This window comes from Actinoplanes oblitus (assembly GCF_030252345.1).
Lineage (GTDB): Bacteria > Actinomycetota > Actinomycetes > Mycobacteriales > Micromonosporaceae > Actinoplanes > Actinoplanes oblitus.
In genome coordinates, this window is sequence record NZ_CP126980.1 from 1,069,604 (window position 1) to 1,090,380 (window position 20,777).

Consider the following 20,777-nt stretch of genomic DNA (forward strand, 5'->3'; position numbering starts at 1 on the left):
CGGCCTATATCCGACTGTCCGAACGCCACTAGCCTGCCACCATGGACGAGCCCCGCTGGTTGACCGATGAGCAGCAGGCGATCTGGCGACGGCTGGTCGAAGTGCTGGTCAAGGTGCCCGCGGCGATGGAGGCGCAGCTGCAGCGGGATGCCGGCCTCACCCACATGGGCTACCTGGTGATGATGACCCTCTCCGAGCATCCGGACCGCCGCCTGCCGATGAGCCATCTGGCCAAACGCGCCTGCGCGTCGCTGTCCCGGCTCTCCCACGTGGTGGCCCGGCTGGAGCAGCAGGGCTGGCTGCGCCGGGAGCGCGACCAACTGGACGGCCGGGTGCAGATCGCGGTGCTCACCGACGCGGGGTACGCCAAGGTGGTGGCGAGCGCGCCGGGCCACGCCGAGGCGGTCCAGCAGCTGATCTTCGACCGGCTGACCGCGGCGCAGGCCCGTCAGCTCGGCAGGCTGGCGGAGGCGCTGCTGAGAAATCCGTAGGCTCGAGCTACCGGTCAATGGCGAAAGGTGCGTGCGTATGAGTCAGCGGGTACGAGGCGTGATCGCCCGGGAGAAGGGCAAGCCGGTCGAGGTGGCCACCATCGTGGTGCCCGACCCGGGTCCCGGCGAGGCGGTGGTGCGGGTCCAGTCGTGCGGGGTGTGCCACACCGACCTGCACTATCGGGAGGGCGGCATCAACGACGACTTCCCGTTCCTGCTCGGGCACGAGGCGGCCGGCGTGGTGGAGGCGGTCGGCGACGGGGTGACCGACGTGGCACCCGGCGACTTCGTGGTGCTCAACTGGCGGGCCGTCTGCGGCACCTGCCGGGCCTGCGCCAAGGGCAAGCCGTGGTACTGCTTCGACACCCACAACGCGAAGCAGCGGATGACCCTGGAGGACGGCACCGAGCTCGCCCCGGCGCTGGGCATCGGCGCGTTCGTGGAGAAGACGCTGGTGCACGCCGGCCAGTGCACCAAGGTCGACCCGCAGGCCCGGCCGGCCGCGGTCGGCCTGCTCGGCTGCGGCGTGATGGCCGGTCTCGGCGCGGCCATCAACACCGGCGGGGTGACCCGCGGCGACGCGGTGGCGGTGATCGGGTGCGGCGGGGTCGGCGACGGCGCGGTGGCCGGCGCGGCGCTGGCCGGGGCCACCACGATCATCGCGGTCGACACCGACGACCGGAAACTGGAGTGGGCGCGCGGTTTCGGCGCCACCCACACGGTCAACGCCCGCGAGCACGACGTGGTGGCCCGGGTCCGTGAGCTGACCGGTGGCTTCGGCGCCGACGTGGTGATCGAGGCGGTGGGCCGGCCGGAGACCTACGAGCAGGCCTTCTACGCCCGTGACCTGGCCGGCACCGTGGTGCTGGTCGGCGTGCCGACCCCGGAGATGCGGATCGAGCTGCCGCTGCTCGAGATCTTCGGCCGGGGCGGCGCGCTCAAGTCCAGTTGGTACGGCGACTGCCTGCCCAGCCGGGACTTCCCGATGCTCACCGAGTTGTACCGGCAGGGACGGCTCGACCTGGACGCGTTCGTCACCGAGGAGATCCCGCTGGACGGGGTGGAGCAGGCGTTCGCCAAGATGCACACCGGCGACGTGCTGCGCTCGGTCGTCGTTCTCTGAGGCCGAGCGGTTACCGGTCTCATCGCGCGTAGGCGGGCGCCGACCGGTCGGCGAGCAGGTCGAGGCACAACGCCGCGGTCCAGCTGAAGGCCGGCGCCCCCAGCCCCTGCCCGGTCTCCGGGTGGAAGTACTCGTAATGCCCGTGCTCGTGCACCAGCCGCAGCATCGCCCGGCGCAGCTGCTCCGCCTCGCCGTGGTGCCCGTGCACCTGCATCCCGCGGCGCAGCAGCCAGTTCACGTTGATCCAGACCGGCCCGCGCCAGTACCGGCCGGCGTCGAAGGACGGTGCGGTCCGGTCCGCGCTCGGCGCCGGCAGCCCGAACCGCTCCGACCGGATCTCCGCCATGATCGCGTCGGCCCGGTCGGCCGGCAGGTCCGGCAGCATCAGCGGGAGCAGGCCGCTGACGCAGCGGGCCGGGCTGAGCCGGCCGGTGCGGGCGTCACGGGCGCGGAACGACCGGGTGGCCGGGTCCCACAGCCGCCGGGCGAGCGCCGCGGTGATCTCCCGCGCCCGGTCCCGGTGCCGGCCGGCGTCGCCGGTCCGCCCGAGCACGCCGGCGATCTGCGCCAGCGCCAGCTCGGCGGTGGCCAGGATGCTGTTGAACGCCGGGCACTCCACCACGAACGGGTGTCGCAGCACCAGCTCGGTGTCCGAGTACCCGCCGTCGCGGTAGCCCAGCACCAGCCCGAGGTAGCGGGCGAAGTCCAGATCGGTGGGCAGCTGGGTGGCGTCCGCCACCGGCAGGTCGCGGCGCGGGTGCCGGTCCAGCAGCGTCAGGTCGGCCGGCACCGCGTCCAGCACGGTGTCCCAGGCCGGGCTGTCGTCCAGGCCGGACTCCCACGGGTGCACTATCGAGGCGAGCCCGGTGCCGCCCGCGTCCCGCCGTTCGGTCAGATAGTCCTGCTGGGCCACCAGCCGGGGATAGAGCCAGGCCAGCTCGGTTCGGGCCTCGCTGACGCAGGCCGCCCCGTGCGCCGACGCGTGCCGGTAGACCTCCCACGCGGCCAGCGCGTGCAGCGGCGGCTGGACCAGCCCGGTGCTGCCGCGGGCCCGGCGGCCGGCGTAGGCCGGGACGTTCCAGATCCCCGGCCCGGGGAAGTAGTCCTCCTCGGCGGTGTCCGGGTCGAAGACGATGTGCGGCACCCGGCCGTCCGGCCACTGCGCCTCGAACAGGCTGCGCAGGTCACGCCAGGCCCGGCTGGGGTTGACGTAGGCCAGCCCGACCGCGATGAACGCGGCGTCCCAGCTCCACTGGTGCGGATAGAGACGACGGGACGGGACGGTGTGGTCGCCGGACCAGTTGGTGTCCAGCACGCGTGCCGCGGACTGCCACAGTTCGGCGGACGGGTCGGCGACGGCGACCGGGGACGCGGGCGGGTGTGGCTGCATCTGTGACTCGAGGCCCTTTCCACTGCGGTCGCCGGTTGAACCCCCGCCATCGGGCGCGCCACGGTGTTTCTGAACGAACTGCCGGTTGCATCTTCGGTAGCACCGCGCCGGACGCCGAAACCGGGGTTACCTCAGTTCACGTCGATCTCCCGCCACCAGCGACTGGTCCGGCCGGGCAGGTAGGGCGAATCCAACCGCTTCGCCATCACGCCGGACAAGCCCTGCGAACGTGCCGCGCCCCGGGCGAACCGTCCGCCGCCCGGGAAGAACGGCGGGGTCTGCCAGTGCTCGCCGGCCAGCGCCAGGCCGTCCAGCAGCTCGCGGCGCTCGGCGTACCGGAGCCGTTCGGTGGTGCGGTGCCCGTCCAGCCAGAGCAGGTCGTAGAGGAGGAACTGCACCGGATCGCGGCCGGCCGCCCGTTTCGGGTTGCGCGCCCCGCCGCGCCGGGCCAGCCGATCCGGGTCGGGCCGGGCGCCGTCGAGGACCACCAGCTCGCCGTCGAGGATCGCCTCGACCGGCGCGAGGTCCGGCCCCAGGGCCCGGACCTCGGGAAACACCGAGATCAGCGGTTCGCCGCCGGGTCCGCTGAGGCTCACGCGTCCGCCATTGACGTACGCGAGAGCGCGCTGCCCGTTCCAGCGCATCTCGTACCCCCACGCCGCGTCGTCGGCGGGTAACGCGGTGGCCGGGGTGGCCAGCATCGGCCGCAGGTCGCCGGGCATCGACTCCCAGCCGGGCTCCGGCGGGTCCATCCGGCGGACCATCCAATCCGCACCGTCGGTCTGGAAGAAAACGTATCGCCCCTTCGTGCGTTCGCCGTGAAAGGTGACGCTGATCTCGTCGGAGCGCCACTTGCCGGTCTCGTAGGTGCCCCGGTCGAAGACCGTCATCCGGCCGCCGCCGTACTCGCCGGCCGGGATCTCGCCGGCGAAGGTGAGGTACTCCAGTGGGTGGTCCTCGGTGTGTTTGGCCAGGTGGTTGCGGGCCTGGTCACGGGGGAGGCCACGCGGGACGGCGAACGAGACGAGCACGCCGTCGCGTTCCAGGCGGACGTCCCAGTGCAGGCTGCGGGCGTGGTGCTGCTGGATGACGAAGCGGTGCCGGGCCGGATTCTCCTCCTCCGGCTGCCGCTCCGGTCCTCCCCTCTCGGGCGGGACCGGCTCGGGGGTGCGGGCGGCATCCCGCTTGCGGCGGTATTCGTGCAGGCGGTCCGGCATGTGCCGATTCTGCCGCCGCGGCGCCGGGAATTGTCATACCCCGATGGTTGGGTTCGGCCATGACGGGGATCACTGTTCCGCCGCGGCTCGCGCGCCGCGTGATCCGGGCCCGCCGGGCCGTCGCGCTCGCCCGGGCCGGTCGCGCGTTCGCCACTGTGGATTCACTCGCCGGGGTGATGCCAAAGGCGACGGAAACGCCGAGTGCAGTGCAAATCGGATTCGATGTTGATCGTGGGTTTCCCGCCACGGTGGCGCGCGGTAGTGTTCTGGCTCCGACGCGTATCCATCGACAGGAAGGCGTTGGCCGATGACCTTGCGCATCCTGGTGGTGGGCGCCGGCATCGCCGGTCTGGCAGCGGCCCGGGGGCTGCGAGTCGCGGGCTTCCGCCCGGATGTGGTGGAGGCTCTGCCCGCCAGCATGAATCCCAGCGCCGGCATCTATCTGCCCGGCAACGCCTCCCGCGCGCTGCGCCTGCTCGGCCTCGACGTCCCGCTGCGCCCGCTCGGTGACCTGATCTTCCGGCAGGTCTTCCTGGACATGCGCGGCCGCGAACTGTTCGAGATGGACGTGGCCGGTCTCTGGGCCGGCGTCGGCGAGTCCCGCGCGCTGTCCCGCACCGATCTCCAGCAGGTGCTGCTCACCGGCGTCGGCGGCGAGGTGCGTTACGACACCGGGGTGCGTGATCTGCAGATCGTCGAGGGCGGCGCCAAGGTCGAGTTCGCCTCCGGCGCGATGGCGGAGTATGACCTGGTGGTCGGCGCCGACGGCCGCCGCTCGACGATCCGCGACCGGATCGGGCTGGGCGGGCCGCCCACCCCGACCGGGCAGATCGTCTATCGCGCCGTGGTCTCCGGCGGCCCGCCGCTCACCGACTGGACCGCGGTGCTGGGCCGGCGGGCGCAGTTCGTCGCGATGCCGATGGGCGGTCGCCGGATCTACTGCTATGCCGACGAGACCGCGCCCGACGCCCCGGACCCGGCCGACCCGCGTGCCCGGCTGCAGGAGGTGTTCGGTTCGTTCGGCGGGCCGGTCCCGGCCATCCTCGACCGGATCGAGAAGGTGTCGGTCGCCCGCACCGACGAGGTGGTCCTGCCGTCCTGGTCGAGCGGTCCGGTGGTGCTGGTCGGTGACGCCGCGCACGCCACCGCGCCGACCCTGGCCCAGGGCGCGGCGATGTCCTTCGAGGACGGGTACGTGCTGGGGCAGGAGCTGCGCCGGGCGGAGGCCGACATCGCGGGCGCGCTGCGGGCCTTCGAGGAGCGGCGGCGGCCGCGCTGCGCCGAGGTGCGCGATCGCACCCGCGAGCGGGACCGGACCAGGGACGTGCCGCCGGCGCTGCGTGACCCGATGCTGCGCCGCCGCGGCCTTCGCATCTTCACCGATCACTACAAGGCTCTGACCGCCCCCGTTTAACACACCGAGTTCGTCCTAGGTGGCCCTTTGGTCACCCCGCGATGGCCTGAGGTCGTCGGGGGACTATTCTGCCAGCGAGGTACGCCCGATCTTCAGGGTGTGCCGAGTGGGACGAACGAGACAACGGAGGCATTTCGTGACGACCGTTGCGCCGTCGCCGATCGCGACCCGTCCATATCCGGTCAGGCGGCAGGTCAAGGGTTCGGCATTGGCCCGAATCCTGCGCACGACGGACGCGAAGCAGATCGGGATCATGTACATGGTCACCGCCTTCGTGTTCTTCCTGCTGGGCGGCCTCATGGCCCTGCTGATGCGGGCCGAGCTGGCGCGGCCGGGGATGCAGATCCTGTCGCCGGAGCAGTTCAACCAGCTGTTCACCATGCACGGCACGATCATGCTGCTGTTCTTCGCCACCCCGATCGTGTTCGCCTTCGGCAACTACGTGGTGCCGATCCAGATCGGCGCGCCCGACGTGTCGTTCCCCCGGCTGAACGCGTTCGCGTACTGGCTCTACCTGTTCGGCGGCCTGATCACCATCGGCGGGTTCCTCACCCCCGGTGGCGCGGCCGACTTCGGCTGGTTCGCCTACACCCCGCTGAGCAACTCGCTGCACTCGCCGGGCGTCGGCGGCAACATGTGGGTGGTCGGCCTGGCGATCTCGGGTCTGGGCACGATCCTCGGCTCGGTGAACCTGATCACCACGATCCTGACCCTGCGCGCGCCCGGCATGACCATGTTCCGGATGCCGATCATGACCTGGAACATGCTGGTCACGGCGCTGCTCGCGGTGATGGTCTTCCCGTTCCTGGCGGCCGCCCTGTTCGCTCTCGCCGCCGACCGGGTCCTCGGCGCGCACGTCTTCGACGTGCAGACCGGCGGTCCGATGCTCTGGCAGCACCTCTTCTGGTTCTTCGGCCACCCCGAGGTGTACATCATCGCCCTGCCGTTCTTCGGCATCATCACCGAGGTCATCCCGGTGTTCAGCCGCAAGCCGGTGTTCGGCTACAAGGGCCTGGTCGCCGCGACCCTGCTGATCGGCGCGCTGTCGATGTCGGTGTGGGCGCACCACATGTTCGTCACCGGCCAGGTGCTGCTGCCGTTCTTCAGCTTCCTGAGCTTCCTGATCGCCGTGCCGACCGGCATGAAGTTCTTCGTCTGGATCGGCACCATGTGGCGCGGCCAGATCAGCTTCGAGCCGCCGATGCTGTTCGCGATCGGCTTCATGGTCACGTTCCTCTTCGGTGGTCTCTCCGGCGTGCTGCTGGCCGCCCCGCCGATCGACTTCCACGTGTCGGACTCGTACTTCGTGATCGCGCACTTCCACTACGTGCTCTTCGGCACCATCGTGTTCGCGGTCTTCTCCGGCATCTACTTCTGGTTCCCGAAGATGTTCGGCCGGTACCTGGACGACCGCCTCGCCAAGGTGCACTTCTGGCTGACCTTCGTCGGCTTCCACACCACCTTCCTGGTGCAGCACTGGCTGGGCACCAAGGGCATGCCCCGGCGTTACGCCGACTACCTGCCCACCGACGGCTTCACCACGCTGAACACGGTCTCCACGATCGGCTCGTTCATCCTGGGCCTGGCCACGCTGCCGTTCCTCTACAACATCTGGAAGTCCTACAAGGTCGGCAAGGTCGCCACGGCCGACGACCCGTGGGGCCACGGCAACTCGCTGGAGTGGGCGACCACCACCCCGCCGCCGCTGCGCAACTTCGACCGGATGCCGCGGATCCGCTCCGAGCGGCCCGCCTTCGACCTGAAGTTCCCGGAGCTCGCGGCCGGCGACAACCAGTCGATCGCGGGTCCGCCGGAGGGCGGCGCCCGGGTGCTGACCCACGAGTCCGACGGTGGGGCGACCTACCGGGAGGACGTCGCGAGCAACAAGGACAACTGAGCCCGTCGCAAACGGCCCGCATCCCCTCGGGGGTGCGGGCCGCTTCGTTTTCCGGAGGTGGCGCCGCTCGCCGGATTGTCGTCACTGCTACCGGTCGCGTCGTCGGTGGCCGGTTTTTCCGGTCGTTCCGTCGCCTGGCGCCTCGTCGCCGGTCGTTCTGTCGCCGGTCGCTGACGTGAGCTGTACTAAAGCCGTTGGTTTCTGTCGTACCCCTGCGGGAGGATCGGCGGCGGAGGTCAGGATCGTCATGTTGCTCAAGCCTTACCGGGAAACCCTCGCGCTGCCCAAAATCCCGTCGTTGCTGGTGGTCGCCACGCTGGCCCGCATCCCGATCGCGGCCGCCGCCGTGGTGCTCACCCTGCACGTGGTCACCGACCTGGATCGGGGTTATGGCGCGGCCGGCCTGGTGGGCGCTGCGGCGACCATCGGCGGCTCGCTCGGCGCCCCGCTGATGGGCCGGCTCATCGACCGGCGCGGGCTGCGCCCGGTGCTGGTGCTGACCACCGTGGCCGAGGTGATCTATTGGCTGGTGGCGCAGGCCCTGCCCTATTGGGCGCTGCTGCCGGTCGCCGTGGTCGGCGGCTTCCTGGCGCTGCCCGCGTTCTCGGTGGCCCGGCAGTCGATCGCCGCGCTCACCCCGGAGTCGCATCGGCTGCCCGCGTTCGCCCTCGACTCGATGACCACCGAGCTGTCGTTCATGGCCGGTCCCGCCCTCGGCGTGCTGATCGCGACCAGTCCGGCCGGCCCGCGCGTCGCCATGCTCACCCTGGCCGGCGGCATCCTGCTGGCCGGTCTCGGCCTCTGGCTGCTCAACCCGCCGACTCGCGCCGAGCACGAGGCCCCGGTCTCGGCCGGTGAGCGGGTCGCCCGGCGCGAGTGGCTCAAGCCGCGGTTCGTCGCCGTCCTGGCCGTCACGATGGCCGCGACGCTGGTGCTCTCCGGCACCGACGTGTCGGTGGTCGCGGTGCTCCGGGAGTCCGGCGAGCTCGGCTGGAGCGGCCTGGTGATGTCGCTCTGGGCGCTGTTCTCCCTGATCGGCGGCTTCGCCTATGGCACTGTCCGGCGCGGCCTGCCGGTCCTGGCGCTGTTCGCCCCGATGGCGATGCTGACCATCCCGGTCGGCCTGGGCGGCTCACACTGGTGGCTGCTGGCCCTGCTGCTGATCCCGGCCGGCGCGCTCTGCGCCCCGACCATCACCGCCAGCTCCTCCGCGATCAGCCGGATGATCCCGGCCGCGGCCCGCGGCGAGGCGATGGGCCTGCACAATTCGGCCCTCACCGTCGGCGTCGCCCTCGGCGGCCCCCTGGCCGGCCTGGCCATCGACTCCCTCGGGCCGGCCTGGGGCTTCACCGCCGTCGGCGCCGTCGGCGTCCTGGTCGCCCTACTGGTCCTCCCCGCCGAGCTGCGCCGCCGCCGCGACACCCCTGCGGTCCCGGACGGCCCGGACGCGGTGCCCGCCGGCGTCCCGTCGCCGCCGGAGACCGCTCGCGATGTCGAGCTCGCCTCGGCCCAGCCCGCCTCGGGCGCGGCCTCTGGGGCGCACTGACCGTTCCTCACCTCGGCCAGGTCGAGCGCTTCTTGACTTGACCTGACCGAGGTGGGCCGCTCGGCTGCCCCGGATCTCCGGCCAGCCCCTGCTTGGCTGCTGCCTGCTGCCCGCCGCCTGCCCCGGGCTGCTTGCCGTCTGCCGTCTGCTGTCCTGGCTGCCCGCTGTCCCGGCTGTCCCAGCTGTCCCGGCGGTCCCAGCTGCCGGCTGTCCCGGCTGCCCCCGGGCTGCCGCCTGCGCCCGGGCTGCTTGGCGCCTGCCGTCTGCCGCTCGGCCGTCCGGATCTCCGGCCGGCCCTGCTCGACCGCGCCGACTGCCCGCAGCGCACTGCTCGGCTGCTGGGGCGGCTCGGTGGTGCCGCCGCTGCGGTGCTGCGTTTTCTCCTCGCCGGGTCTTTCGCGGTCTGCGCCGCTTTGTGTCGGGCCGGCTGCTGCGGTCGATTTCTGGAGGCGGGCTGGTCCGGAGAGTGGCTGGCATAAATCGTTTGGTGGCGGTGGGCTCGGCGGGTAGCTTCTGTGCGGAACTCCGAATTTCCGGGCCTTGGATACGTGTCGCAGACGGGCCTGGGGACCTCGCCGTGAGCGGGGAGGAGGTGGCGACGTCAGTTGTTGCTGCCTGTCTTTCGAGGAGACGTTCATGGAAATCGGCCTTGGGCTGCCCGTCAGTGATCCGGTTCGGTTGCTGGAGTGGGCTCGGCTCGCCGAAGAACATCAGTTCGCCACGGTCGCGCTGCTGGACCGCCTGGCCTACGACAACCCGGAACCGCTGACCGCGCTCGCCGTGCTGGCCGGCGCGACAAGCCGGATCCGGCTGCAGACGGAGGTGCTGCTCGGGCCGCTGCGGTCCACCGCGCTGCTCGCCAAGCAGGTCGCGACGCTGGACCGGATGTCGGAGGGGCGGTTCGTCCTGGGCATCGGGATCGGCGGGCGCGAGGACGATCACGCGGCGGCCGGTGTGCCGATCGCCGAGCGAGGCCGCCTGCTCGACACCCAACTCACCGACCTGCGCACCATCTGGCGCGGCGAGCCTTACCGTGCCGCACTTGCCGGCCAGCCCCGTCACCTCCCGGAGCCAAACGACGCAGCGGCCGGCGGCCCCGGCCGCAACGCGCAGTCGAGCGATGTGGTGGGCGAGGAGCCCCATCGCGGCGGTAGGCCGGGCGACGAGTCGGCCGGCGACTCCGCTCCTGTCGCGCGGCTGGGCGATGTGGTGGGCGGCGACTCTGCTCTTGTCGCGCGGCTGGGCGGCGTGGTGGGCGGCGACTCTGCTCCTGTCGCGCGGCTGGGCGATGTGGTGGGCGGCGACTCCAGCCGCAACGCACAGCCGGGCGGCGTGGTGGGCGAGTCCCATCGCGGTGGCCGGCCGGGCGACGACGAGCGGGGGAGCGTCGGGCGGGGCGGCCGGGACGATGAGCAGCGGGGGAGTTGGGCCGGTGGCTCCGGGGCGTGGATCGGGCCGCGGACGGTCAAGGCGGGTGGGCCGCCGATTCTGATCGGTGGGTTCGCGCCCGCGGCGTTGCGGCGGGTGGCTCGGTTCGCGGACGGGTTCATCTGCGCGGCGCCGTTGGACTGGGCCGGGGGCTTGGTGCGTACCGTGGAAGAACAGTGGGCGGAAGCGGGCCGGGACGGCCGGCCGCGACTGGTTTGTCAGATCAACGTCGCGGTCGGTGACGCCGAGATGATCGCGCGTGGACGGCAGGCGGTGGCCGACTATTACGCCTTCACCGGGCGGCCCGGGTGGGGTGCGCCGCTGACCGATCCGGTGCGGATCGCCGAGACGGTCGCCGTCTATCGCGAGTTCGGCGCGGATGAGCTGGTCATGTACTGCTATGGCGATGACCCGCGGCAGATCGAGATCCTGGCCGACATCGTCCGGTGACCGGATTCGGCTGATCTGTTCCTGGCTGGTTCGCGGGAGCCCCTGGCCGTCGCGGCGCGGGGCCGTCGCGGACCGGCCGGGGCCCGGCCGCGGCTGTGCTCGGCAGGACCAACGCGACGCTGCCGCACAGAGCGGTGGCCTCAGACATGCGGTGGCGCGGTGGCTTCGGGCGTGCGGGGTCGTGCGGTGGCTTCAGGCCGGGGTGACGCCGGGAATCAGGCCGGGGCGACGATCGGGGTGCCCGTCGTGGCGACCGAGGCGGTGCGGAACTGGGCGAGGGCGGCATCCGTCGTCGCCCGGGCCACCCCGGCGGTCAGCTCCAGCAGGACCGTCGTCGCGAAGCCGGCGGCGGCCGCGTCGAGCGCTGTCGCGCGTACGCAATGGTCTGTCGCGATGCCCACCACCTCGACGTCGGTGACCCCCTTGGCCCGCAGCCACCCGGCGAGATCGTCGCCGCTCTCGGTGTGGCCCTCGAAGCCGGAGTACGCCGCCTGGTGCGCGCCCTTGTGGAAGATCGCCTCGACCCGGTCGGTGACCAGCTCGGGGTGGAAGTCGGCGCCGGACGAGCCGGCCACGCAGTGCGCCGGCCACGAGTCGACGTAGTCCGGGTGCGCGCTGAAGTGCGCGCCCGGGTCGACATGGTAATCCTTGGTGGCGACCACGTGGTCCCAGCGCTCCCCGGCCTTGGCCAGCACCAGCGAGATCCCCTTGGCGACGGCGGCGCCGCCGGCGACCGGCAGCGAGCCGCCCTCGCAGAAGTCGTTCTGCACGTCCACGATGATCAGCGCGCGAGACATGGTGGCCCCCTAGGCGGTGGGAATGATGACGACCGGGATGGCCGGGTCGCCCGCGGAGAGCTTGAGGCCCTCCCACGGGATGGAGATCAGGCACTGCCGCAGGTGGTCGCGGGACTCCTGCAGGGTGGGCCGTGGCTGCGGCTCGCCGGCGGCGATGTAGGTGCGCTGCAGCAGCCGGTCGTTGGCCTGGTGGTCGGGCACGCCCTGGGAGACGATGATCTCCTCGGTGGCGGTGCCGGTGGGCTTGTGGCGGCGCACCGCGGTCTTGCGGCCGCCGACCGTCGCCTTGTTCTCCGAGCGCTTGACGACCGGCCGGCCGGCCACCTCGACCAGCTTGTAGACCAGGCCGGCGGTGGGCGCGCCGGAGCCGGTGACCACGGCGGTGCCGGCGCCGTACATGTCGACCGGCTCGGCGGCGAGCGTGGCGATCGAGTACTCGTCCATGTCACCCGAAACGATGATCTTGGTCTCGGTGGCGCCGAGCGAGTCGAGCAACTCGCGGGAGTGCTGGGCCAGCACCGACAGGTCGCCGGAGTCGATCCGGACGGCGCGCAGGTCGGGCCCGGCGATCGCTATCGCGTTGCGGATGCCCTGGCTGATGTCGTACGTGTCGACCAGCAGCGTGGTGTTCTTCCCGAGCGCGGCCACCTGGGAGCCGAACGCCGCCGGCTCGTCGTCGTGCAGCAGCGTGAACGCGTGCGCCGAGGTGCCGGTGGTCGGGATCCGGTAGGCGCGGCCGGCCGCCAGGTTGGACGTGGAGGCGAAGCCGGCCAGGTAGGCGGCCCGGGCGGCGGCGACCGCGGCGTGCTCGTGGGTGCGCCGGGAGCCCATCTCGATGATCGGGCGGCCCCGGGCGGCGGTGACCATCCGGGCGGCGGCGGCGGCTATCGCGCAGTCGTGGTTGAGCACCGAGAGGATCAGCGTCTCCAGGACCACGCACTCGGCGAACTTGCCGGAGACGGTGAGGATCGGTGAGCCGGGGAAGAACAGCTCGCCCTCCGCGTACCCCTCGATCTCGCCGGTGAAATGGTAGTCGGCCAGCCATTTCGCGGTGGGCTCGTCGATCACGCCGGACGAGCGCAGATAGTCGATCTCGGCCGGGTCGAAGCGGAAACCGGCGATCAGGTCGATCAATCGGTCGGTGCCGGCGACCACGCCGTACCGCCGGCCGGTGGGCAGGCGGCGGGCGAAGACCTCGAAGACGCACTGCCGATCCGCGGTGCCGTCCTTGAGGGCGGCGCTGATCATGGTCAGCTCGTAGTGATCGGTCATCAGAGCCGGCCCGGTCGTATTCACGGGACCTACCCTAATGCGTACCTCCGGCATGCGTCGCGACCTGCCGTTCGGTGCTCCGGTTCACAGGTACGGCCGAACCGGTGGCACCATGGTGGGCATGGCGTTGCCTCAGGTTGCTCCCGTCGAGACGCCGGAGATCCAGGAAGTACCGGCCGAGGACCGGCCGTGGGTGACCATCGTCTGGGACGATCCGGTCAACCTGATGTCGTACGTGACCTGGGTCTTCCAGAAGCTCTTCGGATTCAGCAAGGAAAAGGCCGAGAGGCTGATGATGGACGTGCACACCAAGGGCAAGGCGGTGGTTTCCACCGGCGCCCGGGAGCGCATGGAGATGGACGCCAACCAACTGCACGGATACGGTCTCTGGGCAACTGTGGACCGAGCCTGACAAAGCGGGTGGGGAAGAGCATGTTCCGACGCAGCGGCGGTCAGTGTGTGGCCACGTTCGCCCATGACGAGGTGCGTGTCCTGCGGAAGGTGGCCGCCGAGGTGGTGGGTCTGCTGACCGACGGGATGGATCACACCGACCCGGTGGTCGGCCGCCTCTTCCCGGACATCTATCCGGAGCGGCCGGAGGACTCGCAGGAGTTCCGGCTGTACACCGAGGGTGACCTGAAAACCGCCAAGATCGACCAGGCCGGCGCGATCCTGGCCGCGCTCCCCGACGAGGGTGAGGGCGAGGTGCGCCTGGACGGCGAGGCCGCCGAGGCCTGGCTGCGGGCGATCAACGACGCCCGGCTGGCGATGGGCACCCGGCTCGACATCCAGGCGGACACCGACCTGGCCGAGGAGTTGGACGACGCGGTGCTGGAGGATCCGGGTTCCAGCCGGGTGTTCCAGCTGTCCGTCTACGCGTACCTCGGCTACCTGCAGGAATCCCTGCTCAACGCGCTGCCGGAGATCAAGTAGCGGCCGTGAGTGTGTGCCTCGCCACGCGCGGGGTGGCGAAATACTTCGGTAATGTGAACGCCGTGCTGACCATCGACAGTTCGATCGTGCGTGCGATCGTCGCCCATGCCCGCCGGGACCACCCCGACGAGGCCTGTGGTGTGGTTGCCGGCGCGATCGGCAGTGACGTGCCGTCCCGGCACATCCCGATGGACAACGCCGCGCGGTCGATGACGTTCTACGAGTTCGACTCGATGGAGCACCTGCGGGTGTGGCGCGAGATGGACGACAACGACGAGGAGCCGGTGGTCATCTACCACTCGCACACCGCCACCGAGGCGTACCCGTCGCGGACCGACATCTCGTTCGCCGGCGAGCCGGGCGCGCACTATCTGCTCGTCTCGACCCGTGAGCCCGATTCCGAGGAGATCCGCTCGTTCCGTATCGTGGACGGAGTGGTGACCGAGGAAGAGGTCAACATCGTGGATGCGACGGTGAAGTCGTGAAGGTGAGTGCCGTGCAGTCGTACATGTTCGGGCAGAGCCCGGTGTCGGTCGTCTACGAGTGTCGCTGTCGCTAGTTCCGCGACCCGACGACGACCAACCCTGCCCGCACATTCCTGAGGAGCATGACAATCATGGCTATCGAAGTTCGCGTCCCCACCATCCTGCGCAGCTACACCGGCGGCTCCAAGATCGTTGAGGGCGCCGGCGACACCCTGACCGCGCTGATCGACGACCTGGACGCCAAGCACAACGGCATCAAGGGCCGGCTGATCACCCCCGAGGGCGGCCTGCACCGCTTCGTCAACATCTACGTCAACGACGAGGACGTCCGGTTCCTCGGTGCGCTCGACGCGAAGCTGAACGACGGCGACTCGATCACCATCCTGCCGGCCGTGGCCGGTGGCGCCCTGGGCTTCGCCGCGGCCGCCGCCTTCTTCGGGCGCTAATCGCCATGGCTCGCTTCGAGAGCCTGCTGGACGCGTGCGGGGGCACGCCGCTCGTCGGCCTGCCCCGCCTCTCCCCGGTGGTGCCCGAAGGGGCGCCGCCGGTGCGGCTCTGGGCCAAGCTGGAGGACCGCAACCCGACCGGCAGCATCAAGGACCGTGCCGCGCTCTTCATGGTGCGCGAGGCCGAGGAGTCCGGGCATCTCCGCCCGGGCGACACCATCCTCGAGCCGACCAGCGGGAACACCGGCATCGCCCTGGCCATGGTGGCCAAGCTGCGCGGTTACCGGCTGGTCTGCGTGATGCCGGAGAACGTGTCGGCCGAGCGCGTCCAGCTCCTCCGGATGTACGGCGCGGAGATCATCTTTTCGCCGGCCGCCGGCGGGTCGAACCAGGCGGTGGCCACCGCCAAGCAGATCGCCGCCGAGCACCCCGACTGGAAGATGCTCTTTCAGTACGGCAACCCGGCGAACGCCCGCGCGCACTACGAGACCACCGGTCCCGAGCTGCTGCACGACCTCCCCACGATCACGCACTTCGTGGCCGGCCTGGGTACCACCGGCACCCTGATGGGCACCGGCCGGTTCCTCAAGGAGAAGGTCGAGGGCATCCAGATCATCGCCGCCGAGCCGCGGTACGGCGAGCTGGTCTACGGCCTGCGCAACATCGACGAGGGCTACGTCCCGGAGCTGTACGACGCCAGTGTCCTGACCCGCCGTTTCTCGGTCGGTACCCGGGACGCGGTGCTGCGGACCCGTCAGCTGGTCGAGGTGGAGGGCATCTTCGCCGGTTTCTCTAGCGGCGCGATCCTGCACGCCGCGCTGGCGGTGGCGCACGAGGCGGTCAAGGCCGGCAAGCGCGCCGACGTCGCCTTCGTGATCGCCGACGGCGGCTGGAAATACCTGTCCACGGGTGCCTACGGCGGCACGCTGAACGACGCCGAAGAGGCCCTCGAAGGGCAGCTGTGGGCCTAGTAGGCCACGGCTAGCAGCAGCGCCCCGAGCATCGGCGGCGCCGCTGCCAGCAACAGGATCCACGGCAGGGTGCGCTGGTGGACGGAGAGGACCGCGCCGACCGCCAGCCCCACGCTGAACATGGTCAGCATCGCCAGCGCCGGCAGGTACCAGCCGGGCGCTCCGCGGAAGACCGCGAGCAGCGCGTACAGGCCGACCCCGACGCCGGTCAGCCCGAGCATCGCGGAATATCCCGCCATCGTCAGCACCCGGGTCGACCCGGGTGTCTCGTCGTCCTCGGCGGGGAACCGGAATATCGGCGGTTCCGGATCCCAGGACGGTTCGAACGGGACGATTTCGGGTAACGCGGTGCGGGAGATGCGGGCCGGCTCGACCGCGGTCACGTCGCCTCCATCGGATCGCTTTCACGTGCTCACCGAGAGCAACGCAAAGGGCTTACCGGACGTGACGGTGGAAATGGTGACGACCGAGGTCACAGGGTCTGTGATGTGCGTTGTCGATTTAGCGACAAATCGATCAGTTGTTAACGTCAGGCAGTGGTCAGCGCGTACGCTTCGCTCCGTGATTGACTGGTCTGACATGTCCAGCGCGGACCGGTTGGGCCGAGGGTGGACGACCCGATGGTGGCCGACCCAGTGTGAGTCAGAGGGACCCGCATGCGACTAACCGTTCTCGGATGTGCCGGCAGTTTCCCCGGCCCCGAGTCGGCTTGTTCGGCCTATCTCGTGGAAGCCGAGGGATTCCGCCTGCTGATCGACTTCGGGTCGGGAGCGCTCTCCGCCCTGCAGCGGTACTCGGACATGCGGTCGATCGACGCCATTCTCCTCACCCACCTGCACTGCGACCACATGCTGGACGCGTGCACCTACGTCGTGGTCCGGCGGTACGACCCGGCCGGCCCGCTGCCGCCCCTGCCGGTGTACGCGCCGCTGGGTGCCGCCGAGCGGATCGCCGCCGCGTACAGCGCCGAGGGCGAGCCGGTCGACGACGTCTACACGTTCTACGGTTTGCAGCCCGGCACGTTCCCGATCGGCCCGCTGACGGTCACCGTCGATCGGGTCAACCATCCGGTCGAGACCTACGGCGTCCGGATCGAGCACAACGGGCGGGTGATCGCCTACTCCTCGGACACCGCTCCCTGTGAGGCGTTGCTGCGCCTGGCCGCCGGCGCCGACCTGTTCCTCTGCGAGGCCAGCTACATGGACGGCGTGCCGAACCCGCCGGACCTGCACCTGACCGGCGGTGAGGCGGGTGAGGCGGCCACCAAGGCGGATGTGGCCAGGTTGCTGCTGACCCATCTCGTTCCGGCGTGGGCCAGCGAGGCGGCTATCGTCGAGGCGGCCGGCGCGGCGTACGCGGGACCGGTCGAAGTCGTCCGCCCGGGGGCCAGATACGATCTCTGAGCCGGTACGGGGTGGGATCGGCTAACACCGGTGCGCCACGTGTCGTGATCTTGGAGTTGTTGCATGCGCATAGTCCGCCTGGCCAACTTCGTCACGGTCCATACCGGTGGCCTGCGGACCACCCTGCGCGAGCTCGGCAAGGGTTATCAGCGAGCCGGCCACGAGGCCGTGCTGATCATCCCCGGGCGGCAGTTCAAGGACCGGCAGCTGCGCCAGGGGCGGGTGATCACCCTGCCCAGCGCGCCCATCCCACGCACCGGCGGCCACCGGGTGCTGGCCGGCCGGCGCGAGCTGGCCAAGCTGCTGGACAGCCTGAAACCGGACCGGATCGAGGTCTCCGACCGCACCACGCTGCGCTGGACCGGCAACTGGGCCCGGCAGCGCGGGGTCCGGTCGATGATGGTCTCGCACGAGAGCCTGGCCGGCCTGCTCGGCGTCTGGGGCATGCCGAAACGGGACGCCCTCGCCGACCGGCTGAACAGGCGTACCGCCGAGGCGTTCGACACCATCGTCTGCACCACCGCGTACGCGGCCGCCGAGTTCCGCCGGCTGGGCGTGCCCAACCTGGTCGAGGTGCCGCTCGGCGTCGACCTCGACGTGTTCCACCCGAGCCGGCTCGACATCGGGGTCCGCTCCCGGTACGCGAGGCCGGAGGAACTGCTCATCGTCTACGCCAGCCGGCTGTCCGCGGCGAAACGGCCGGAGCTGGCGGTGGACACGGTGGCCGCGCTGCGTACCGGAAAGGTCCCGGCCGTGCTGGTGGTGGCCGGCGACGGCACCCGGCGCGCCGCCCTCGCCTACCGGGCCGCCCGGCTGCCGGTCCGGTTCGCCGGGCACATCTCCGAGCGCAAGGACGTCGCCGCGCTGCTCGCCTCGGCCGACGTGGTGGTCGCGCCCGGCCCGGTGGAGACCTTCGGGCTCTCCGCGCTGGAGGCGCTCGCCTGCGGCACCCCGGTGGTGGTCGACGAGCAGAGCGCGCTGTCCGAGGTGATCGGCGACGCCGGCGTCGCGGTGGCCGGCAACCCGGACGCGTTCGCCGACGGTGTTTCCCAGCTGATGGCCCGGCCGCGCGACGAGCGCCGGGCCGCGGCCCGGGCCCGGGCCGAGCAGTTCGGCTGGGCCCGATCGGTGGCCGGCTTCCTGCGGGCGCACGACGTGCAGCCGGCCGAGGTGCCGGTGGAGGCGCCCGCGCTGATCCGGCCGGCGGTCCCTCGGCCGCGTTTGTTGCGGGAGCCCGGGGCGGACGAAGCCGGCGCACCCCGTTACGCATAGGGTTGGAGTCATGGCGCGTCCCGACGGCCGTTCGGCCGACCAGTTGCGACCGGTGACCCTGACCCGGCGGTGGAGTATCCATCCCGAAGGTTCGGTCCTGGTGGAGTTCGGCAACACCCGAGTGCTCTGCACCGCCAGCGTCACCGAGGGGGTGCCCCGCTGGCGCAAAGGCTCCGGCCTGGGCTGGCTGACCGCGGAGTACGCGATGCTCCCGCGCGCCACCAACACCCGCGGTGACCGGGAGAGCGTCAAGGGCAAGGTCGGCGGGCGGACCCAGGAGATCTCCCGGCTGATCGGGCGGAGCCTGCGCGCCAGCATCGACCTCAAGGCGCTCGGGGAGAACTCGATCGTCCTGGACTGCGACGTGCTGCAGGCCGACGGCGGCACCCGGACCGCGGCGATCACCGGGGCCTACGTCGCGCTGCACGACGCCGTCACCTGGCTGGCCGGCCGCAAGGCGCTGGCCGGCAAGCCGGAGAAGGTGCTGCACTCCTCGATCCAGGCGGTCAGCGTCGGGATCATCGACGGCGAGGCGCGGCTCGACCTGCCCTATGAGGAGGACGTCGCCGCCGAGGTCGACATGAACGTGGTGTGCACCGGCGCCGGCGACTTCGTCGAGGTGCAGGGCACCGGGGAGAACGGCGTGTTCAAGCGCGCCCAGCTGGACGCCATGCTCGACCTCGGCCTGCGCGGCTGCGCCGAGCTGGCGATCGCGCAGCAGAAGGCGTTGGCCCAGTGAGCGCCCGTCTGCTGCTCGCCACGGCGAACAAGAAGAAGCTCGTCGAGCTGCAGCGCATCCTGGACGCCGCGCTCGGCATGCACCAGATCGAGCTGGTCGGCCTGGGCGACTTCCCGGATTACCCGGACGTCCCGGAGACCGGCCTCACCTTCGGCGAGAACGCGCTGATCAAGGCGCGGGAGGGCGCGAAGCGTACCGGCCTGCCGACCGTCGCCGACGACTCCGGCCTGGCGGTCACCGCGCTCAACGGGATGCCCGGCGTGTTCAGTGCCCGCTGGTCCGGCGCGCACGGCGACGACGCCGCCAATCTGGACCTGGTGCTGGCCCAGATCGGTGACGTCGGCGACGAGCACCGCGGCGCCGCGTTCGTCTGCGCCGCCGCCCTGGTCCTGCCGAACGGGCGGGAGCACCTGGTCGAGGGCCGGCAGACCGGGCGGCTGCTGCGCTCCCGGCGCGGCGACGGCGGTTTCGGCTACGACCCGATCTTCGTCGGCGACGGCCAGGAGCGCACCAACGCCGAGCTGAGCCCGGCCGAGAAGGACGCGATCAGCCACCGGGGCAAGGCGTTCCGCGAGCTGGCCAAGGTGATCGCCAAGGAACTGCCCCGCTGACGGCTCACGCCACGAACAGATGCCGCTGTGCCGCCGCCGCCTCGAACTCCTCCAGGCGGCGGTGCACCGGTTCCGGTGCGGTGTCACACATCGCCTCGAGCAGCACCATGGCCATCGTCATCGGCCCGGTGTGCAGGTCGAACACCAGACGCGTGCCGACCACAGCGGGCAGCACCAAGTCCGCCACCTCGGTGATCGGGCTGACCGCCGAGTCGGTGATCGCCACCACCGTGAACCCGGCCGAGCGCGCCTCCCGGATCGCCGTCACCGACTCCCGCGGATACCGCGGCAGCACCATCGCCAGCAGCGCCGAGGCGCCCGCGGCCCGCGCCTGGTCCAGCCGGTCCAGCAGCCCGGTGCCGCCACCGTCGAGCAGCCGCACGTCCGGGAAGACCTTCGCCGCGAAGTACCCGAAGTACGCCGCGAGCGGCGCCGCCGCCCGCAGGCCGAGGACCGGTAACGGCCGGCTGGCGGCCAGGATCGTCGCGGCCTCGCGTACGTCATCCAGCTGCCCCAGGTCCTCCGCCAGCCGCCGCAGGTGCTCGGCCTCGGCCAGCACCGCGCGCTGCATCCCGTTCCGCCCGGCCGGCTCGCTCGGCGCCCCGGCGGCGAGGGCCCGCAGCTCCCGCCGCAACGCCGGATATCCCGGGTAGCCCAGCGCCATCGCGAACCGGGTCACCGACGGCTGGCTCACCCCGGCCAGCCCGGCCACCTCGGCCGCCGACAGGTAGGCCGCTTTCCCGGAATGCTCCACCAGAATCTGCGCGATCCGCCGCTGCGTCGGCGTCAGGCGCGCTCCCTGAAACAGGTCGAGCACCCGCTCCCCAGTCACCGGCACAGCCTATGCATGAGGAATTTCACACCGCCAGACGCGTGCATCGCTTCTACCGGA

General features: G+C 71.2%; 20 protein-coding genes and 1 pseudogene. 15 read left to right on the plus strand and 6 right to left on the minus strand.

Annotation, left to right across the window (positions count from 1 at the left end):
• The first annotated feature begins 41 nt into the window (after positions 1-41).
• Together Actob_RS04810 and Actob_RS04815 are read left to right on the plus strand one after the other, a co-directional pair.
• A complete protein-coding gene (locus Actob_RS04810) occupies positions 42-491 on the plus strand; it encodes a MarR family winged helix-turn-helix transcriptional regulator (protein ID WP_284918840.1) in 450 nt (149 codons plus the stop codon).
• Positions 492-528: 37 nt separating this feature from the next.
• A complete protein-coding gene (locus tag Actob_RS04815; protein ID WP_284918841.1) occupies positions 529-1,614 on the plus strand; it encodes an S-(hydroxymethyl)mycothiol dehydrogenase in 1,086 nt (361 codons plus the stop codon).
• A gap of 19 nt (positions 1,615-1,633) precedes the next feature.
• Here the strand turns inward: Actob_RS04815 and Actob_RS04820 are convergent, their stop codons facing one another.
• Together Actob_RS04820 and Actob_RS04825 are read right to left on the minus strand one after the other, a co-directional pair.
• Entirely contained in the window at positions 1,634-3,004 is a 1,371-nt protein-coding gene (locus Actob_RS04820; RefSeq protein ID WP_284918842.1) for an MGH1-like glycoside hydrolase domain-containing protein, read from the minus strand.
• A 131-nt stretch (positions 3,005-3,135) separates the two neighbouring features.
• Positions 3,136-4,221: a DNA polymerase ligase N-terminal domain-containing protein gene (locus tag Actob_RS04825; protein WP_284918843.1), complete on the minus strand. Its 1,086-nt coding sequence runs from the start codon at positions 4,219-4,221 to the stop codon at positions 3,136-3,138.
• 307 nt (positions 4,222-4,528) lie between these two features.
• Between Actob_RS04825 and Actob_RS04830 the strand changes: the two genes are divergently transcribed.
• The 4 genes from Actob_RS04830 to Actob_RS04845 all read left to right on the plus strand — a co-directional run bounded on the left by Actob_RS04830 (position 4,529) and on the right by Actob_RS04845 (position 10,956).
• Positions 4,529-5,635, plus strand: coding sequence for an FAD-dependent monooxygenase (locus tag Actob_RS04830; RefSeq protein ID WP_284918844.1), 1,107 nt, complete (start codon positions 4,529-4,531; stop codon positions 5,633-5,635).
• A 136-nt stretch (positions 5,636-5,771) separates the two neighbouring features.
• A complete protein-coding gene (gene ctaD, locus Actob_RS04835) occupies positions 5,772-7,532 on the plus strand; it encodes an aa3-type cytochrome oxidase subunit I (protein WP_284918845.1) in 1,761 nt (586 codons plus the stop codon).
• A gap of 247 nt (positions 7,533-7,779) precedes the next feature.
• On the plus strand, positions 7,780-9,078 hold the full coding sequence (locus Actob_RS04840; protein ID WP_284918846.1) for an MFS transporter: 1,299 nt from the start codon (positions 7,780-7,782) through the stop codon (positions 9,076-9,078).
• 636 nt (positions 9,079-9,714) lie between these two features.
• Positions 9,715-10,956 carry an LLM class flavin-dependent oxidoreductase gene (locus Actob_RS04845; RefSeq protein WP_284918847.1) on the plus strand — a complete coding sequence of 414 codons (1,242 nt, stop codon included), beginning with the start codon at positions 9,715-9,717 and terminating at the stop codon, positions 10,954-10,956.
• 215 nt (positions 10,957-11,171) lie between these two features.
• On the opposite strand, the gene Actob_RS04850 is transcribed toward Actob_RS04845, so the two are convergent.
• Positions 11,172-11,753, minus strand: a complete 582-nt coding sequence (locus Actob_RS04850; protein ID WP_284918848.1) for an isochorismatase family protein — start codon at positions 11,751-11,753, stop codon at positions 11,172-11,174.
• A gap of 9 nt (positions 11,754-11,762) precedes the next feature.
• Complete coding sequence (locus Actob_RS04855) at positions 11,763-13,049, minus strand: nicotinate phosphoribosyltransferase (RefSeq protein WP_284918849.1); 1,287 nt, start codon at positions 13,047-13,049, stop codon at positions 11,763-11,765.
• 97 nt (positions 13,050-13,146) lie between these two features.
• Here Actob_RS04855 and clpS point away from each other — a divergent pair, with 97 nt between their 5' ends.
• The 5 genes and pseudogenes from clpS to Actob_RS04880 all read left to right on the plus strand — a co-directional run bounded on the left by clpS (position 13,147) and on the right by Actob_RS04880 (position 15,860).
• The gene (clpS, locus tag Actob_RS04860) at positions 13,147-13,437 is read left to right on the plus strand and encodes an ATP-dependent Clp protease adapter ClpS (protein WP_284922236.1); all 291 of its coding nucleotides are present in this window, start codon (positions 13,147-13,149) and stop codon (positions 13,435-13,437) included.
• Between the two features lie 20 nt (positions 13,438-13,457).
• Positions 13,458-13,958: a DUF2017 domain-containing protein gene (locus tag Actob_RS04865; RefSeq protein WP_284918850.1), complete on the plus strand. Its 501-nt coding sequence runs from the start codon at positions 13,458-13,460 to the stop codon at positions 13,956-13,958.
• Between the two features lie 62 nt (positions 13,959-14,020).
• Positions 14,021-14,517, plus strand: a pseudogene (locus Actob_RS04870) (Mov34/MPN/PAD-1 family protein).
• A 57-nt stretch (positions 14,518-14,574) separates the two neighbouring features.
• Positions 14,575-14,889 carry a MoaD family protein gene (locus Actob_RS04875; protein ID WP_284918851.1) on the plus strand — a complete coding sequence of 105 codons (315 nt, stop codon included), beginning with the start codon at positions 14,575-14,577 and terminating at the stop codon, positions 14,887-14,889.
• A 5-nt stretch (positions 14,890-14,894) separates the two neighbouring features.
• Complete coding sequence (locus Actob_RS04880; RefSeq protein ID WP_284918852.1) at positions 14,895-15,860, plus strand: PLP-dependent cysteine synthase family protein; 966 nt, start codon at positions 14,895-14,897, stop codon at positions 15,858-15,860.
• Here Actob_RS04880 and Actob_RS04885 read toward each other — a convergent pair.
• Positions 15,857-16,243 (minus strand): hypothetical protein, encoded by a 387-nt coding sequence (locus Actob_RS04885; protein ID WP_284918853.1) that lies wholly within the window; start codon positions 16,241-16,243, stop codon positions 15,857-15,859. The two genes, Actob_RS04880 and Actob_RS04885, sit on opposite strands and share 4 nt — an antisense overlap.
• A gap of 273 nt (positions 16,244-16,516) precedes the next feature.
• Here Actob_RS04885 and Actob_RS04890 point away from each other — a divergent pair, with 273 nt between their 5' ends.
• The 4 genes from Actob_RS04890 to rdgB all read left to right on the plus strand — a co-directional run bounded on the left by Actob_RS04890 (position 16,517) and on the right by rdgB (position 19,885).
• A complete protein-coding gene (locus Actob_RS04890) occupies positions 16,517-17,263 on the plus strand; it encodes an MBL fold metallo-hydrolase (protein WP_284918854.1) in 747 nt (248 codons plus the stop codon).
• 63 nt (positions 17,264-17,326) lie between these two features.
• On the plus strand, positions 17,327-18,535 hold the full coding sequence (locus Actob_RS04895; RefSeq protein WP_284918855.1) for a glycosyltransferase: 1,209 nt from the start codon (positions 17,327-17,329) through the stop codon (positions 18,533-18,535).
• A 10-nt stretch (positions 18,536-18,545) separates the two neighbouring features.
• Positions 18,546-19,274 carry a ribonuclease PH gene (gene rph, locus Actob_RS04900; protein WP_284918856.1) on the plus strand — a complete coding sequence of 243 codons (729 nt, stop codon included), beginning with the start codon at positions 18,546-18,548 and terminating at the stop codon, positions 19,272-19,274.
• Positions 19,271-19,885 carry an RdgB/HAM1 family non-canonical purine NTP pyrophosphatase gene (gene rdgB, locus Actob_RS04905; RefSeq protein ID WP_284918857.1) on the plus strand — a complete coding sequence of 205 codons (615 nt, stop codon included), beginning with the start codon at positions 19,271-19,273 and terminating at the stop codon, positions 19,883-19,885. Before rph ends, rdgB begins: the two co-directional genes overlap by 4 nt.
• A 4-nt stretch (positions 19,886-19,889) precedes the next feature.
• Here the strand turns inward: rdgB and Actob_RS04910 are convergent, their stop codons facing one another.
• Entirely contained in the window at positions 19,890-20,723 is an 834-nt protein-coding gene (locus Actob_RS04910; protein ID WP_284918858.1) for a MurR/RpiR family transcriptional regulator, read from the minus strand.
• Positions 20,724-20,777 lie beyond the last annotated feature (54 nt).

Coding starts and splice junctions, on each gene's coding strand:
- Actob_RS04810 (WP_284918840.1), top strand. CDS start 42: ATGGACGAGCCCCGCTGGTTGACCGATGAGCAGCAGGCGATCTGGCGA.
- Actob_RS04815 (WP_284918841.1), top strand. CDS start 529: ATGAGTCAGCGGGTACGAGGCGTGATCGCCCGGGAGAAGGGCAAGCCG.
- Actob_RS04820 (WP_284918842.1), bottom strand. CDS start 3,004: ATGCAGCCACACCCGCCCGCGTCCCCGGTCGCCGTCGCCGACCCGTCC.
- Actob_RS04825 (WP_284918843.1), bottom strand. CDS start 4,221: ATGCCGGACCGCCTGCACGAATACCGCCGCAAGCGGGATGCCGCCCGC.
- Actob_RS04830 (WP_284918844.1), top strand. CDS start 4,529: ATGACCTTGCGCATCCTGGTGGTGGGCGCCGGCATCGCCGGTCTGGCA.
- Actob_RS04840 (WP_284918846.1), top strand. CDS start 7,780: ATGTTGCTCAAGCCTTACCGGGAAACCCTCGCGCTGCCCAAAATCCCG.
- Actob_RS04845 (WP_284918847.1), top strand. CDS start 9,715: ATGGAAATCGGCCTTGGGCTGCCCGTCAGTGATCCGGTTCGGTTGCTG.
- Actob_RS04850 (WP_284918848.1), bottom strand. CDS start 11,753: ATGTCTCGCGCGCTGATCATCGTGGACGTGCAGAACGACTTCTGCGAG.
- clpS (WP_284922236.1), top strand. CDS start 13,147: ATGGCGTTGCCTCAGGTTGCTCCCGTCGAGACGCCGGAGATCCAGGAA.
- Actob_RS04865 (WP_284918850.1), top strand. CDS start 13,458: ATGTTCCGACGCAGCGGCGGTCAGTGTGTGGCCACGTTCGCCCATGAC.
- Actob_RS04875 (WP_284918851.1), top strand. CDS start 14,575: ATGGCTATCGAAGTTCGCGTCCCCACCATCCTGCGCAGCTACACCGGC.
- Actob_RS04880 (WP_284918852.1), top strand. CDS start 14,895: ATGGCTCGCTTCGAGAGCCTGCTGGACGCGTGCGGGGGCACGCCGCTC.
- Actob_RS04890 (WP_284918854.1), top strand. CDS start 16,517: ATGCGACTAACCGTTCTCGGATGTGCCGGCAGTTTCCCCGGCCCCGAG.
- Actob_RS04895 (WP_284918855.1), top strand. CDS start 17,327: ATGCGCATAGTCCGCCTGGCCAACTTCGTCACGGTCCATACCGGTGGC.
- rph (WP_284918856.1), top strand. CDS start 18,546: ATGGCGCGTCCCGACGGCCGTTCGGCCGACCAGTTGCGACCGGTGACC.